Source organism: Acinetobacter sp. AOR41_HL, from assembly GCF_027854645.1.
GTDB lineage: Bacteria > Pseudomonadota > Gammaproteobacteria > Pseudomonadales > Moraxellaceae > Acinetobacter > Acinetobacter nosocomialis.
Map to the genome: position 1 here is coordinate 1 of NZ_JAKTHZ010000026.1, position 15,213 is coordinate 15,213.

13 protein-coding genes and 2 pseudogenes are annotated in these 15,213 nt (G+C 39.4%); 10 read left to right on the forward strand and 5 right to left on the reverse strand.

Features of this window, described 5'->3' with window-relative positions:
• Nucleotides 1-16 precede the first annotated feature (16 nt).
• Nucleotides 17-782: pseudogene (locus MKL35_RS10505) on the reverse strand (IS5-like element ISAba31 family transposase).
• A 79-nt stretch (nucleotides 783-861) separates the two neighbouring features.
• Between MKL35_RS10505 and MKL35_RS10510 the strand changes: the two are divergent.
• From MKL35_RS10510 to MKL35_RS10520, 3 genes and pseudogenes are all read left to right on the forward strand, one after another.
• Nucleotides 862-1,113, forward strand: a pseudogene (locus MKL35_RS10510) (DUF1543 domain-containing protein); the annotation flags it as partial.
• A gap of 152 nt (nucleotides 1,114-1,265) precedes the next feature.
• Nucleotides 1,266-1,478 carry a hypothetical protein gene (locus MKL35_RS10515; RefSeq protein WP_002051387.1) on the forward strand — a complete coding sequence of 71 codons (213 nt, stop codon included), beginning with the start codon at nucleotides 1,266-1,268 and terminating at the stop codon, nucleotides 1,476-1,478.
• A 267-nt stretch (nucleotides 1,479-1,745) separates the two neighbouring features.
• The gene (locus tag MKL35_RS10520) at nucleotides 1,746-2,741 is read left to right on the forward strand and encodes a DUF2804 domain-containing protein (protein WP_032010031.1); all 996 of its coding nucleotides are present in this window, start codon (nucleotides 1,746-1,748) and stop codon (nucleotides 2,739-2,741) included.
• Between the two features lie 8 nt (nucleotides 2,742-2,749).
• On the opposite strand, the gene MKL35_RS10525 is transcribed toward MKL35_RS10520, so the two are convergent.
• Nucleotides 2,750-3,625 carry a metal-dependent hydrolase gene (locus MKL35_RS10525; RefSeq protein ID WP_017394142.1) on the reverse strand — a complete coding sequence of 292 codons (876 nt, stop codon included), beginning with the start codon at nucleotides 3,623-3,625 and terminating at the stop codon, nucleotides 2,750-2,752.
• A gap of 121 nt (nucleotides 3,626-3,746) precedes the next feature.
• Between MKL35_RS10525 and MKL35_RS10530 the strand changes: the two genes are divergently transcribed.
• The 5 genes from MKL35_RS10530 (at nucleotide 3,747) to MKL35_RS10550 (ending at nucleotide 9,072) form a co-directional block, all read left to right on the forward strand.
• On the forward strand, nucleotides 3,747-4,796 hold the full coding sequence (locus tag MKL35_RS10530; RefSeq protein WP_031953316.1) for an AraC family transcriptional regulator: 1,050 nt from the start codon (nucleotides 3,747-3,749) through the stop codon (nucleotides 4,794-4,796).
• 244 nt (nucleotides 4,797-5,040) lie between these two features.
• Entirely contained in the window at nucleotides 5,041-5,844 is an 804-nt protein-coding gene (trpA, locus tag MKL35_RS10535; RefSeq protein ID WP_002051145.1) for a tryptophan synthase subunit alpha, read from the forward strand.
• Nucleotides 5,841-6,737 carry an acetyl-CoA carboxylase, carboxyltransferase subunit beta gene (accD, locus tag MKL35_RS10540; RefSeq protein WP_002051365.1) on the forward strand — a complete coding sequence of 299 codons (897 nt, stop codon included), beginning with the start codon at nucleotides 5,841-5,843 and terminating at the stop codon, nucleotides 6,735-6,737. The genes trpA and accD overlap by 4 nt, the downstream gene beginning before the upstream one ends.
• Nucleotides 6,734-8,020: a bifunctional tetrahydrofolate synthase/dihydrofolate synthase gene (folC, locus tag MKL35_RS10545; protein ID WP_032010034.1), complete on the forward strand. Its 1,287-nt coding sequence runs from the start codon at nucleotides 6,734-6,736 to the stop codon at nucleotides 8,018-8,020. Before accD ends, folC begins: the two co-directional genes overlap by 4 nt.
• Entirely contained in the window at nucleotides 8,011-9,072 is a 1,062-nt protein-coding gene (locus MKL35_RS10550) for an SPOR domain-containing protein (protein WP_032010036.1), read from the forward strand. The genes folC and MKL35_RS10550 overlap by 10 nt, the downstream gene beginning before the upstream one ends.
• A 28-nt stretch (nucleotides 9,073-9,100) precedes the next feature.
• Here the strand turns inward: MKL35_RS10550 and MKL35_RS10555 are convergent, their stop codons facing one another.
• From MKL35_RS10555 to MKL35_RS10565, 3 genes are all read right to left on the reverse strand, one after another.
• The gene (locus MKL35_RS10555) at nucleotides 9,101-9,679 is read right to left on the reverse strand and encodes a dual specificity protein phosphatase family protein (RefSeq protein ID WP_004885318.1); all 579 of its coding nucleotides are present in this window, start codon (nucleotides 9,677-9,679) and stop codon (nucleotides 9,101-9,103) included.
• Nucleotides 9,676-10,488 carry an MBL fold metallo-hydrolase gene (locus MKL35_RS10560; RefSeq protein ID WP_199983291.1) on the reverse strand — a complete coding sequence of 271 codons (813 nt, stop codon included), beginning with the start codon at nucleotides 10,486-10,488 and terminating at the stop codon, nucleotides 9,676-9,678. The genes MKL35_RS10555 and MKL35_RS10560 overlap by 4 nt, the downstream gene beginning before the upstream one ends.
• A 330-nt stretch (nucleotides 10,489-10,818) precedes the next feature.
• The gene (locus MKL35_RS10565) at nucleotides 10,819-11,469 is read right to left on the reverse strand and encodes a peroxiredoxin (RefSeq protein WP_002051157.1); all 651 of its coding nucleotides are present in this window, start codon (nucleotides 11,467-11,469) and stop codon (nucleotides 10,819-10,821) included.
• Between the two features lie 406 nt (nucleotides 11,470-11,875).
• Between MKL35_RS10565 and secA the strand changes: the two genes are divergently transcribed.
• The gene (gene secA / locus MKL35_RS10570) at nucleotides 11,876-14,599 is read left to right on the forward strand and encodes a preprotein translocase subunit SecA (RefSeq protein WP_032010040.1); all 2,724 of its coding nucleotides are present in this window, start codon (nucleotides 11,876-11,878) and stop codon (nucleotides 14,597-14,599) included.
• Between the two features lie 130 nt (nucleotides 14,600-14,729).
• On the forward strand, nucleotides 14,730-15,173 hold the full coding sequence (locus tag MKL35_RS10575) for a hypothetical protein (RefSeq protein ID WP_032010041.1): 444 nt from the start codon (nucleotides 14,730-14,732) through the stop codon (nucleotides 15,171-15,173).
• Nucleotides 15,174-15,213 lie beyond the last annotated feature (40 nt).

The following is a 15,213-nucleotide window of genomic DNA, read 5'->3' on the forward strand; positions in this document are numbered from 1 at the left end:
TAGGGTTTGTTGACATTTACTGTTCATAATTAACCCTATAAAGGTAGCCATAAAAATATACAGGCTAAAGCAACAGAACTTTGATAATTTCTTTTGAGCTTGTCATATCGAGTAGCTATTCCTCTAAATTGCTTTAATCTACAAAACATATTTTCAACTAAATGCCTGATTTTATATAAATACCAGTCCATATGGTCATTGTTCGATTGGCTATTTGTTTTCTTTGGTATATTCGCTTTAGTCCCTGTTTTCCTGATCTGTTCACGCAGTGGTTCTGAATCATAGCCTTTATCTGCACATACCACTTTTGTCTCTTTTAAATCTAATGTTGATATTAAATCAGGTGCAACTTTAACATCATGTGTGGTTCCATCGGTAATCATGAAATCAATAGGATTGCCATGTGCATCAACAATCAAATGTATTTTTGAGGAGTTTCCTCCTACACTTTTAGAAATAGATTGATTCGCTATGCCGGCAGAATGTTGATGAGCACGTACATGAGAGCCATCAATAAAAATCCACTCCATATCGGGGCATGAGGCTAGTAATTTGAATAATCTAAGAAACTTACCGCTGCTTGACCAACGATTAAAACGTTTGAAAATAGAGTTTGAATGACCAAAACAGCAAGGAATATCTCGCCACGGACAGCCTGTTCTAATTCTATAGAGAATAGCTTCAATAAAATTGCGTAAATTTGAGTTGTGGTGAATGGATAAATTACGCAGAATAACTTTCAACTTTTGCCAGTGTTGATCTGTCAGCATGGTACGAGGCATAGCGAATAGTAAAATTGGGTTTGGCGATTTGATTTTACTACTTCGCTATTTTTTTAAGCTAAAAGTGTCAACACACCCTAATCTGGGTGGATATACACCCCAAGCTTTTGGTGAGTTGCATAGTTATCATTTGGTTGTTGCACCTGATGCGGTAAGTGCAAAACAATTAGGTAAACAGTTTATAGATCAAGAGTGGCATAAACCACACACTGACCGTGTAGTGGATATTGATGATTGTATTCCTATTGACCATATTGCGGGTCGTTATATACAGTTAGTGCAAGGTGAGTTCAATCCAACACGTTGGGAAAATACTTATTTACTTCTTTAACTGTTCTTAAAAAAAGCTTAAAGGCAAAAATAAAATATAAAAAGTTGCTGATCTCATGTATAGCTCGCTCAAATCGCAACTTTTTTGTACCACTATTTACAATTCATCTGCTTAGACTAGAAGCTCAACATAAGCTCTTTGGAGTAATCAAAATGGGTCTTCTAGATGAAGTAGGTAAAATTGCTGGTGCAATTATCGCGGAACAAGGTGTCGATAAATTAGATCCAGATGCAGGTTTTCTAGAAAAAGCAGCTGGTGCTTTTGCTGGCTATGAAGCAGCAAAAATCGCTGAGAAAAAATTGGAAAATCAGGACAGTAACGAGCAAGAATCAGAGCCAGAACAGGCAAGTGACGATGATGCTTAACTTTTAGAAATTGAATTACACTTAAATCGAGAGTTGAATTTGATTTTGTTGATGGAGTGGGTCATAGCTACTGAAATAGACCCTCAAAGAGTTTAAGTTATCGTATATAGATTTAAGTGAATATCAGAAAAAAGAGCATATCAATATGCTCTTTTTTTATGGCTAAATCAAAGTCATTTGAAGACCAAAACAGATAAGTAGCCAACTGGTCAGTGATCAGTCTATTATTAGTCAATAGATGAACAGGAAATCAACGGATAATAAATAATGGATTTAATTCAAGAAAATGGACAGCCTCGTTATGGGCGTTTTGAATCTGTACCGTCGACTATTCATGTACAACGTTATATCTATAAAACGCCTTATGGTAAGGTTTTAAAGGGCTGGCGTAAGCAATTAAAGTATAAAAAATTTAAATTCTGTGGCATTCAGCATAAACACTACAGTATTGGTCTAGCCATTGCAGATATTGGTTGGGTTGGACATGGTTTTCTCTATATTTTTGATCATGAGACAGGACAAGTCATTGAGTGGAACGCCATTCAACCTTTAGGTCATAAAACTCATCTTGATGAGCAGCCATTATTTAATCAAAGTTATTTTTCTAAATCGCCTTATCAACTAGATATTCAACATGCTAATGGTGTGCGATATATTCGGGTGACTAAATATGGGGAAATTTGCCTGAGCGCCCGTATTTTTTGTGCTGGAACAGATATTTTAAGTTTGTGTACCCCAACAGGTATCAATGGTTGGACATATACCCAAAAGCAGACCACTTTAGCTGTAGAGGGAATGTTCATGAATAAACAGAATCAACTTATACAATTTGATGAAAAGACATTTGCATCGCTTGATGATACTTGTGGATTTTTACGTCCCGAGACAGCATGGTTCTGGCTTTCATGTAATTTTTGGGATGAACAGGGGCGACGTATTGGGTTGAATTTGGCTTCTGGGGTCAATGAAAGTTTTGGTAATGAAAACTGTTTATGGGTAAATGGGGTTTTATTTCCACTCACTGATGTTTTGTTCGAAAAAATAAATGATGAAAAATGGAAAATTAGCTCTTTAGATCAAAAACTTAATCTAGAAGTGCATGTTGGTTGGTGCCGATATGAAAATATAAATTTAAGAATGATTGGCAGCCAATTCAACCAGTGGCAAGCTAAAATTACTGGCACTATTGAACACGAGGCAATTGGTATGATTACTTATAATGAGCAATACGGTCTATTAGAACAACATTATGCAAAATGGTAACAAGCAGGTTATAAACCTGCTTGCCAAAATGCCTCACCCGCTGCGATAGGGTCATTTGTTTTTTCTAAAGTTTCAATCCAAACAGGATATTGACGAATAACTGGATGTTGGCTTGGGTGAAAATCTTTTTTAAACCAGTCCAGATATTGCTTTTTCATAGCCGTTAATGTGCCATTTTTCCCAAAGAACCAAGGTAAACCTTTGAGTGTCATCGATAACCTTTCTTTAGGGCTAAAGCCATCACATTTCAACATGATGTTGGTTCTATAGAGGGTAAAACCAAACATGAGTACAGTTGTTAAAACAAGTACAAAGCGACGGGTTGACTCTGGAACTTCACCCACCTGTCTCATGACATCAAATGCCACATCACGATGCTCCATTTCTTCGATAGCATGCCATGCAAATAATGCGCGAACGTAAGGATGAGCATTTTCCAAGGTTTTTTTATTGCTATAAAAGGTTTCTGCCATTAATGCTGTTAAATGTTCAGCCGCGGCTGTCATTGCAATATTGTATTGTGGTGAACGTTTGGTAAGCTCAAAACGGAAAATTTTTTTAAGTGTGCTTGTGAACTCATCCACAGGCATACCTTGTTCTTTCATGAGCTGATTCATTTTGTCATGGGCAATACCATGTTGAGCTTCTTGTTTAATAAAATCTGCAACTCGCTTTTGTAGTTCCGGGTCATCAATTTTGTCACGGAACATTCGCACACATTCAATGAAGTAACGCTCTCCGTCGGGAAAGGTTAAGCTGAGTGCATCAAACATGCGAGTCAAAAAAGGATCGTTATTAAACCAAAAGCGTGGTGCTTCGTTTAAATGAAAATCTAGATCTTTGCGAACCACTGGCTCGACCTGATAAGAAACATGTGCGTTCATCTTTGTATTTCTCGCAACTAAGCTTTTCATTAGTATGTCGTGAATGGTCGGCTTTGTTTTGACAGTTATCGCCAATTTTTATACAGTTTGCGACAATATGGCAGTAAAAAAAGGAAACGCCATGCAAGAGTTTACGATCTCAAATGGATACTTTTACCTTTGGAATACGTATTTAAAAGAAAAGGGAATAGCGTGGCAGTCACTCAATTTAAATGACACTCAAACTCGGCAAATACAAAATATTTTATCTGCCTCTATTGATGCTCAGTCCTCCTTACATCTTTTTACTGAGCTTTTAGAACTAACCGAATCTCGATTACAAGTGACCAATTTGGCTTTAGAAATGGCAGCCTGTATTACACCTGCCAATTTTGGCGTGCTGGGTTATATGGCCTCCAGAAGTGATACCTTAGGTCAAGTGGTTAAATATATTGCTAAATTTCATCGCCTAGTAATAGATGGGGAGCAAGTTGTACCCATACAAATCGAGCAAGATGCTTCCAAAATTCGCTTGTATTGGCCTTTGGTTGATGACAGTAATATTGTGCTTAGTGAGTTAACCTTAGCCGCAATGGTACAGCTTGCTAAAGAGATTGCTCCCTTACATGATTTTCTTTTACAACATGTCGAATTTGTACACCGACCTCGGGGGCCATTGGTTCTTTATCAACGCTTCTTTCAGTGCAAATTGTCATTTGACCGACCGTACTATGCATTAACTTTTGCAAGTGAAAGTTTAAATGTTCGCCCCCAGCATGCAGACCCGACTTTAGTGCAGCTTTTAGTAAAACAAGCGGAAGAAGCTTTGGTTCAACGGAAAATACATACCGATTTAGTTCAGCAAATACATTGGATCATACAAGAATATTTAAAGCATAAGCAGCAGGCTCCAAAAATAGAAGATATTGCCATCGAACTTAATGTTTCAGTACGAAGCTTGCAGCGTCAACTACAGGCATTAAACACTTCATTTAAATTAATTTTAGATACTGAGCGTATGAAGCGCTGCGAGATATTGTTAAGTCAAAATGAAAGTCTTACTGCGATTGCTGACCAGTTGGGTTATTCCGATCAGTCTGCACTTGCGAGGGCACATAAAAATTTAACAGGGCAAACATTATTAACTCGTAAAAAGCAATTGCAACTCACCCATAAAAATACAGAGAAATAGATTTTTTGATGATTTTTTATTCATATTGCAAACGAATAATGGCTCAAAAATAGGAAGCTTTGATCATTGAGAAAAGTTTCAAAATATTGATAAATGTACGCCATGGGTTGTATGAATCATACAATCGAATATCGCCATAACGTTAGGCCTGTTCAATGAGCAAAAAATAGCGTTAAAATGCGGTGTTCTTGTATTTCTACAAACAACTCCTCAATTTTAAATAATTCAAGGAAAGCACAACCCTATGTCACGTCTTGCCACCCGTTTTGAAAAGCTGCAGTCCCAACAACGTAAAGCGCTTGTATCTTATGTCATGGCGGGTGATCCACAGCCACAAGTAACAGTTCCGTTACTTCATAAAATGGTTGCGGCAGGAGTAGACGTTCTTGAGCTTGGTTTACCATTTTCAGACCCGATGGCTGATGGTCCGGTTATTGCGCTTGCTGCGGAACGCGCGCTTGCGGCAGGGACGAACACCTTAGATGCATTGAACATGGTAAAAGAGTTTCGTGAACAGGATCAGGAAACCCCTGTTGTTTTGATGGGTTATCTCAATCCTGTTGAAGTGATTGGTTATGAGAAGTTTGTTTCTTATGCGAAACAATGTGGTGTAGATGGCTTATTACTTGTGGATTTACCACCAGAAGAGTCAAAAGAATTTGGTGCGATCTTAAAACAGCATGATATGGACCAAATTTTCTTACTTGCACCAACTTCAACTGATCAACGTATTCAACACGTAGCAAATCAGGCAAGCGGTTTTATCTACTATGTTTCACTTAAGGGTGTAACAGGTGCAGCGACTTTAGATACTTCTGAAGCGGCTGCGCGTATTGAAAAAATCAAAAGTATAACTAACGTTCCTGTTGGCGTTGGTTTCGGAATTAGTGATGCTGCATCAGCGAAAGCGATGGGTAGCGTTGCAGATGCCGTGATTGTAGGTAGTGCTTTCGTTAAATCTTTTGCAACGTTAACAGCTGATGAAGCTGTTGAACAGACGGTGAATAAAGTCAAGGAGCTTCGAGCAGCGCTCGATGAGTTAGTATGAATCAAGAAGTGAAATCAGGGAAAGTTCTTAGCCCTTCGACGCCATGGACACAGCGTCCAGTTCCAGGTATTGAAGTTGCAGATGAGCAACAGACTCTCAAAGCAACATTTACTGAGCCGACTATTGAGTGCCCTGAATGTCATGCTTTAGTGACACGTACAGCTATATCTTTCAATGCGTATGTATGTCCACAGTGTGACGAACACTTAAAAATGAAAGCTCGCGATCGCTTAAACTGGTTCTTCGACAATGTTGTAGCTGAATTAGGTCAAGAATTTAGCGCGAAAGATCCTTTAAAGTTTGTCGATAGCAAGCCGTATCCGGAACGTATGCGTGAAGCGCAAACTAAAACTGGTGAAACGGAAGCCCTCATTGCTATGCAAGGAAACTTAAATGGCGTAGACATGATTGCATGTGCTTTTGAGTTCGACTTTATGGGTGGCTCAATGGGTACTGTAGTAGGTGACCGTTTTGTTAAGGCGGCTGAGCTTGCAATTGAAAAACGCCAACCTTTAATCTGCTTTGCAGCTTCTGGTGGTGCACGCATGCAAGAAGGTATGTTGTCACTTATGCAAATGGCGCGTACTTCTGCTGCAATTCAAAAATTAAAAGATGCAGGTTTACCTTATATCGTAGTGTTAACACACCCAGTTTATGGTGGTGTAACTGCTTCTTTAGCAATGTTGGGCGATATCCATATTGCAGAACCTAAAGCAATGATCGGCTTTGCTGGTAAACGTGTAATTGAGCAAACTGTACGTGAAACATTGGAAGAACCGTTCCAACGTGCTGAATATTTGCTTGATCATGGTGTAATCGATCAGATTGTTCATCGTCATGCTTTACGTGATACTGTATCTCGACTTGTATCGAAATTGATGAACTTACCTTGAAACAACAAGCTCCACTTTCAACAGACTCTTTAGATACATGGCTCAATTATTGGAGCCATGTTCACGTTACAGGGATCGATCTTGGTCTGGAACGTGTTATTCCCGTAGCAGAAAAATTAGGAGTGACAAAACCCACTGCTAAAGTTTTCACTGTTGCCGGAACAAACGGGAAAGGTTCAACTACAACAACACTTGCGTCTATATTAAAAGCACAAGGTTATAAAGTTGGGTTGTATCAATCGCCGCATATCTATCGGTTTAACGAACGAGTCAAATTAGGTGGAGTCGAGGTTGATGATCAAAGCCTGATTGATGCTTTTTTACAAGTTGATCAGGCTCGTCGCGATTGTGATTTAAGCTTATCGTTTTTTGAAGCAACCACTTTGGCTGCTTTTGTCATTTTTAAGCAGCAACAATGCGATGTATGGGTGCTTGAAGTCGGTTTGGGCGGACGTCTGGATGTCGTCAATGTCATTGACCCTAATATTGCTGTGATCACCAATATTGGTCTTGACCACACTGACTGGTTAGGCGATACCATCGAGAAAATTGCTTTTGAAAAAGCAGGTATCATTCGCCCTGATATTCCAGTCATTTTTGCAGGTGAGCAAGTTTTACCTCAAGCCATTCAAGATAAAGCCAATAGTTCAAAAGCGACACTATATGCGATTAACAGAGACTATTTCTATAAACTCGCAAATGATGGGAAAGACTGGTATTTTGCAAGTGAAGGAACTACTTTAAAACTGCCACTAGGGTCACTTGCAATTGAAAATATTGCAGGAGCGGTTGCTGCTGTCTTAAATAGCGGACTTGAAATCTCCCAATCTGCGCTAGAGAAGGGCATTGAAAATGCTCGCTTGGCAGGACGCTTTGAAGTGCGTCAAGTCAATGGAAAAACCATAATTTTCGATGCTGGACACAATCCACATGGTGTTGAATTTTTGTTAAAGCAATTGCGAAATTTCTTAGAATACAATAAACAGTACACAGAAGTTGTCGCAGTATTTTCAATGCTGGCAGATAAAGATATAAAATCAGTAGTCGATTTATTGAAACCTACTGTTTTACATTGGAAAATTGCTGAGTTGAATGTGCTGCGTGCTGCACCGATTCAGCAATTGAATGACGCCCTACAAGGCCAGACAATACAACAATTTGGCAATATCAAAGAGGCTTTTATATCAGCGCTTGAGCAAACAAATAACAATCAGCTGATTTTAGCCTGTGGTTCGTTTCATACTTTAGAAGCGATTTGGGAGTATTTGGAAGAATGTCAATGAATAACAAACAACGCTGGATGGGTGGCGTTGTTTTATTAGGTGGTGGTGTTTTATTGGCAGCATTACTTCTAAAAGGAAATGAAGAAATAAAACATGTGGGCGCTGAACCACAAACCTCTACATCACCGAAGCCACAAGCTAAACCAAAGCCATCTGCACAAGAAGGGCAGATGGTACAGCTACAGCCGCTTGCAGTAGATGTGGAAACAGAGAAACGTCTTCTTGAAGAACAACGCCGTTCCCGTGAAAAAGCAGTCGCGGAACAAGAAGCTCGTGCTGCTCAGTTCTTGGCAATGCAACAACAAGCAGAAGCAGATGCAGCGCGTAAAGCTGCTGCAGAATATGCTGCGATTAATGCACGCCGTGCTGCTGCGCAGGAAAGTTCAGATAATATCCCTCCTGAAGTTGCAGGTGGTGAAGGTAAGGCAAAAGGACAGCAAACTGATACAAAAAAGCCAGTAGATACAGCTAAAGCAGATGCAGATAAAAAAGCTGCTGAAGCGAAGAAACAAGCAGAAGCCGACAAAAAAGCCGCTGAGGCAAAGCGTCAGGTCGAAGCTGATAAAAAAGCAGCAGAAGCTAAGAAACAAGTAGAGGCAGAAAAGAAAGCTGCTGAAGCTAAAAAGCATAAGGCTGAAGCTGAGAAAAAGGCTGAAGAAGCTAAACATCAAGCTGAGGCGGAAAAGAAAGCTGAAGCTAAGAAACATGCTGAAGCAGAAAAGAAAACAGCAGAAGCTAAACATAAAGCTGAAGCAGAGAAAAAAGCTGAAGCTGAGAAAGCGCGTGAATTGCTTGAAAATGGCGATAAGAAATGGATGGTACAGGTTGCATTGGCTGCTAATCAGGCAAATGCAGATGCTGTTGTTTCTAAACTACGCGCTAAAGGTTATAAGGTCACGACAAGCCCAACCAGTAAAGGTATTCGTATTATGGTTGGACCAGCAAAAGACCGTGATACTGCAGATGCAGCTCGTAAGAAAATTACCTCTGACTCCAGTTTAAACATGAAGTCAGCTTGGGTGATTGATTGGGTGCCATTAGATCAGCGCTAAACTGATCATAAGTTTATTCAAGATCTAGTTAAGATGGATTCGACAATTGTTGTTGAATCCATTTTACATTTTCAGGGGTGAATAAACGGTCAATATTTTTCCAAATAATATGATAACCATACCCACCTTGTTTCATTTCTTTAACAGCATCATCAATTGTCCAATCTTCAAAAATAATTCGGTACATTGCAACGCTGGCACCGGTACGGTCTGAACCATGGTAACAGTGTAATAAAACACGTTGGTGATTTTGTTTGGCAATTTTAATTTGCTGCATGACTTCTAATAGATCTTGTCTGTTAATAGCCCATGTGTCGATAGGAATGTGAACAAGATTAAAATTTTCATTTTTAAATACTAATTCATCTGAGTCTTTAGCTCTTAAATTAATAATAGTTCCAATTTGATGGTGCTTTAACTCGGGAATCATTGCAGCATTTGGTTGTTCGCTACGAAAAACATCATTACTCACTTGATAGAAATTATGTGTTTGAGAAACTAAAGTTCCCCAATCTTTGGGTCTATGCTCATGTGCAATGCTTTCATGTTGCATACATCCTTGTAGGTTTAAACACAGAACAAAAGCAATGAGGGAGAGTTTTTTCATGTTTGATACCGTCGAAGCTCATGAGGATCATGGGCACAAATAATTTCAATCGTTGGCTCATGTTGAGCCAAATGCTGTATTTTTTTCAGGTTAACAAGACGCTTTTCATTGTCTTCTGCAAATGTTTTTTCCAGAAGGGTCAACGATCTTAATTTATTTTTAGGATTTAACTCTAGGTGTGAGTAGTAAGCATCTCCGCAGAACAATAACCACTGATTTTGCTGTTTGATAGCAATTCCACAATGTCCGGCAGAATGACCTAATAATGGCACCATTAAAATTTCATCTTGGAATAACGGGAAACCTTTGACTTTTTCAAGATTAAACCATTTTTCACCCTGCTGATATTCAACAAAATTCCAGTATCGATGATGATTATATTGATTGGTTCTATAACGAAGCTTACCTTTAAAATTAGGCAATTGTGCAGCATTATATTCAGCGGCTAATACATGAACTGTGGCATGAGGAAAATCCGAAATGCCACCTGCATGGTCAAAGTCGAGGTGAGTCACAAAGATGTGCTGTACATCTTTAGGATGGAATCCCAGTTTTTGTATTTGCTGGATTGCACTGAATTCAAGATTCGGCTCAATTTTCCCCAAACGTTTGACTAAAGAGCCAAGGCGCTGTTGCATGTGTAAATAGTCTTGAAGACCAAATCCTGTATCAATCAGTACAAGCCCGCGGTCCGTCTCTACTAAAAGACAATGACATACAACTTCGGCTTTCCAGCCTTTCTGCCCAAATAAAGGCGCGCAGACAGGGCACATACTGCCGCATTTTAAATGATGAATTTTATGGATCATGATTTTTGTTTTTTGCACAAACTCCTTGGGAGTTATAACTGATCTCGACAGTAAAAACCATGTGTATTCAATAATGCAAAAAAAAAGCCATCGGTTGAGATGGCTTGGAGATGGAAACATTCGTTTATGAGCTTTAGTTAGTTTTCTTTACTTTTTCTCATTATTGATTACGCGCTTTATTGTTTTTTTAGGCAACTTTTCAAATGCCTGTCTACGCGCTTGTCTTGCAGAGAACTTTTCAGATGCTTGCCTACGCGCTTCGCTTATCTTGCAGGGAACTTTTCAGATGCTTGCCTACGCACTGCGTTTGTCTTGCAAGTGATAAAGCCTTTATTCGGCTTTATCACTTTCAGGCTGTGGTGTGAGGCGTAAATAAGGTTTCACCGCAGTATAGCCTTTAGGGAAACGTTGTTTAATTTCTTCTTCATCTTTCAAAGAAGGAACAATCACAACATCTTCGCCTTGTTGCCAGTTCGCTGGAGTAGCTACTTTATGCTTGTCGGTTAATTGTAATGAATCTACTACACGTAAGACTTCGTTGAAGTTACGACCAGTCGAAGCAGGGTAAGTAATAATTAAACGAACTTTTTTGTTCGGATCAATAATGACCAAAGAACGAACTGTAAGCGTTTCACTAGCATTTGGATGAATAAAACCATAGAGCTCAGATACTTTGCGATCTTTGTCGGCAATAATTGGAAAATTAACTGTAGTATTTTGAGTTTCATTAATGTCATTAATCCAGCCTTTATGCGACTCAACGTCATCTACAGATAGGGCAATCGCTTTAACATTACGTTTTTCAAATTCATCTTTTAGTTTTGCTGTATAACCCAATTCAGTTGTACATACTGGCGTATAGTCGGCAGGGTGTGAAAATAAAATGCCCCAACTATCACCTAAAAAATCATAAAAACTAATTGTGCCTTCGCTTGATTCTTGTTGAAAATCAGGGGCAGTGTCTCCTAATCGTAATGTCATGATCTTTCCTCAGTTGCTTAAAATTTGTTATATGTTGAAATGACTATGCCGCAATTTATTTATTATTAAAATTATTGTTTTTTTATTTTATTATGAACTTTTTATATAAGTGTAAATATATATGACTAAAACTCGTTAATTTATGGCCTGAATCAATGTAACTTTAAGATAAATTTGCTAAATTAGATTTCTCGGAAGTTGTGTTCAATAGATAAGCGTTAATGTTGAGTTTTAGGTGCCAGATGCATTAAAGGGGCTTAGATAAAGGGTAAAACCGTTTATCTAACTATCAGATTTTTTTTATGGGTTTTGTGCAAACCCCTTGTACTTCAAATTTCTGACACCATAATAAACGACTGAGAAAAAATTTATTCATTTGACCAAGCAAGATTTAGAGAGTTTATCCATGTTGGCAAGTCTGATCGGAGGTATCTTCGGTACAAAAAATGAGCGTGAACTCAAACGCATGCGCAAAATTGTTGAGCAAATCAATGCGCTCGAGCCGACGATATCAGCTTTAAGCGATGCAGACTTATCTGCAAAAACTCCAGAATTCAAACAACGTTATAGCAATGGCGAAAGTTTAGATAAGTTACTCCCTGAAGCGTTTGCAGTTTGTCGTGAGGCAGCAAAACGTGTGATGGGCATGCGTCACTACGATGTGCAATTGATTGGTGGTATTACTCTCCACGAAGGCAAAATTGCCGAAATGCGTACCGGTGAAGGTAAAACCCTTATGGGTACTTTGGCGTGTTACTTAAACGCATTAAGTGGCGAAGGCGTTCATGTGATTACCGTGAACGATTACTTGGCACAGCGTGACGCTGAGTTAAACCGTCCATTATTTGAGTTTTTAGGTTTAAGCATTGGTACAATTTATTCAATGCAAGAACCGTCAGAAAAAGCAGCGGCTTATCTTGCTGACATTACTTATGGTACCAATAACGAATTTGGTTTTGACTATTTACGTGACAACATGGTGTTTTCTTTAGCAGAAAAGAAACAACGTGGTTTGCACTATGCCATTATCGATGAAGTTGACTCAATCTTAATTGATGAAGCGCGTACCCCATTAATTATTTCTGGTCAAAGTGAAGACTCTTCACATCTCTATACGGCAATCAATACAATTCCACCAAAACTACGCCCGCAAAAAGAAGAAAAAGTTGCGGATGGTGGGCATTTCTGGATTGATGAAAAGCAACGTTCAGTTGAAATGACTGAAATCGGTTATGAAACTGTAGAGCAAGAACTTATTCAAATGGGCTTGTTGGCTGAAGGCGAAAGCTTATATTCGGCAACAAACCTAAACCTTGTTCACCATGTATCTGCAGCTATTCGTGCGCATTTCTTATTCCAACGTGACGTTCATTATATTATTCATGATGGTGAAGTCATCATTGTTGATGAGCATACTGGCCGTACAATGCCGGGTCGTCGTTGGTCAGAGGGTCTGCACCAAGCAGTTGAAGCAAAAGAAGGTTTGGAAATTCAGCCTGAAAATCAGACCTTAGCGACAACTACATTCCAGAACTATTTCCGTCTTTATAAAAAGCTTTCAGGTATGACAGGTACTGCTGATACTGAAGCTGCGGAAATGAAGGAAATTTATGGTCTTGATGTTGTTATTATTCCGACACATCGTCCAATGATTCGTAATGACCAAAACGATTTAATCTATTTAAACCGTAACGGCAAATATAATGCGATTATTCAAGAAATTATGAATATTCGTGAGCAAGGTGTTGCACCGATTCTAATTGGTACAGCAACCATTGAAGCCAGTGAAATTCTATCTTCTAAGTTGATGCAAGCTGGTATTCACCATGAAGTGTTGAACGCTAAACAGCACGAGCGTGAAGCAGACATTATTGCTCAGGCGGGTAGCCCGAATGCAGTAACAATTGCAACCAACATGGCTGGTCGTGGTACAGATATTATCTTGGGTGGTAACTGGAAAGCGAAACTTGCCAAGCTTGAAAACCCAACAGCAGAAGATGAAGCACGTCTAAAAGCACAGTGGGAGCAGGACCACGAAGATGTATTGCAAGCAGGTGGTTTGCACATTATTGGTTCTGAACGCCATGAATCACGTCGTATTGACAACCAGCTGCGTGGCCGTGCGGGTCGTCAAGGTGACCCTGGTGTTTCTCGTTTCTATTTATCTCTTGAAGATGACCTCATGCGTATTTTCGCAGGTGACCGTGTTGTTGCCATGATGCGTGCAATGGGCTTACAAGAAAATGAAGCGATTGAACACAAAATGGTAAGTCGCTCTATCGAAAATGCTCAGCGTAAAGTTGAAGCACGTAACTTCGATATCCGTAAGAACTTATTGAAATACGATGATGTGAATAATGAACAACGTAAGATCATTTATTCACAACGTGATGAAGTGTTAGCTGAAAATACTTTACAAGATTACGTTGAAGAGATGCATCGTGAAGTCATGCAAGCCATGATTGCCAACTTTATTCCACCTGAGTCAATTCATGACCAATGGGATATTGAAGGTCTAGAAAATGCTTTACGTATTGATTTAGGTATTGAACTTCCGGTTCAGGAATGGTTAGAACAAGACCGCCGTCTTGATGAAGAAGGTCTGGTTGAGCGTATTAGTGATGAAGTGCTCGAACGTTATCGTCAACGCCGTGCGCAAATGGGTGATGAGTCAGCAGCAATGCTTGAGCGTCATTTCGTTCTAAACTCTCTTGATCGCCACTGGAAAGATCATTTAGCTGCAATGGATTATTTGCGCCAAGGTATTCACTTACGTGGCTACGCGCAAAAGAACCCTGAGCAGGAATACAAAAAAGAAGCGTTTAACCTGTTTGTGAACATGTTAGGCGTCATTAAAACTGATGTTGTGACTGATTTGTCTCGTGTACATATTCCAACACCAGAAGAACTTGCAGAAATGGAAGCTCAACAGCAGCAACAAGCTGAGTCGATGAAGCTTTCTTTTGAACATGACGATGTAGATGGCTTAACAGGTGAAGTGACTGCTTCTCAAGAAGCACTCAATGAGCCGGCTGGTGAACAACAAATGTTCCCAGTACCAGAAAGTCGTAATGCACCATGTCCATGTGGTTCTGGTTTAAAATATAAACAGTGTCACGGTAAAATTTAATTTTCGTGATAAAAAAAGCAGAACAATCGTTCTGCTTTTTTTTCATTTGTAGTAAGCCTGTGAATAATGTTTGCAGTTTTAAGTATTAAATGCTATTTACTTCTCATCCAGAGTGTATGTTGGAAAGACAATGAAAAAAGTATTACAACCTTTATTTTTAACTGTTCTTGCTGTACCAAGTTTTGTTTTCGCAGCAGAAACAGCTTCAGCACCTCAAACCACAACGGTTGATAAGGTTCTTGCGGCAAAAGGCCCAACTTCGGCTCAGGCTGTAGTGAAACAAGAGAATACGACGGTAATTAGCCCGCGTACAGGTATTCGTTATACATTGGGTAACACAGGTAATCGCCCAATCATTTTACAAACTGCTGCGATTGCTCCAGCAAACTCTGCAAACATTAATCGTATTGTGGCAACGAACCCAGCTCTATCTGCAAAAAGCCAAGAAAAAGCAAAAATTGCATTAATTGGTGAAGCAGCAGTTGCAGGCGCAGCAGCTGTGGCGGCAAGTAGTGTAACTGCTCCTGCAGCGACAAACAGTGTTGCGCCAGCAAACCCTGCATCAATGAATTAATTTTCATATAAAAAAAAGCCGGTCAATTTTGAACCGGCTT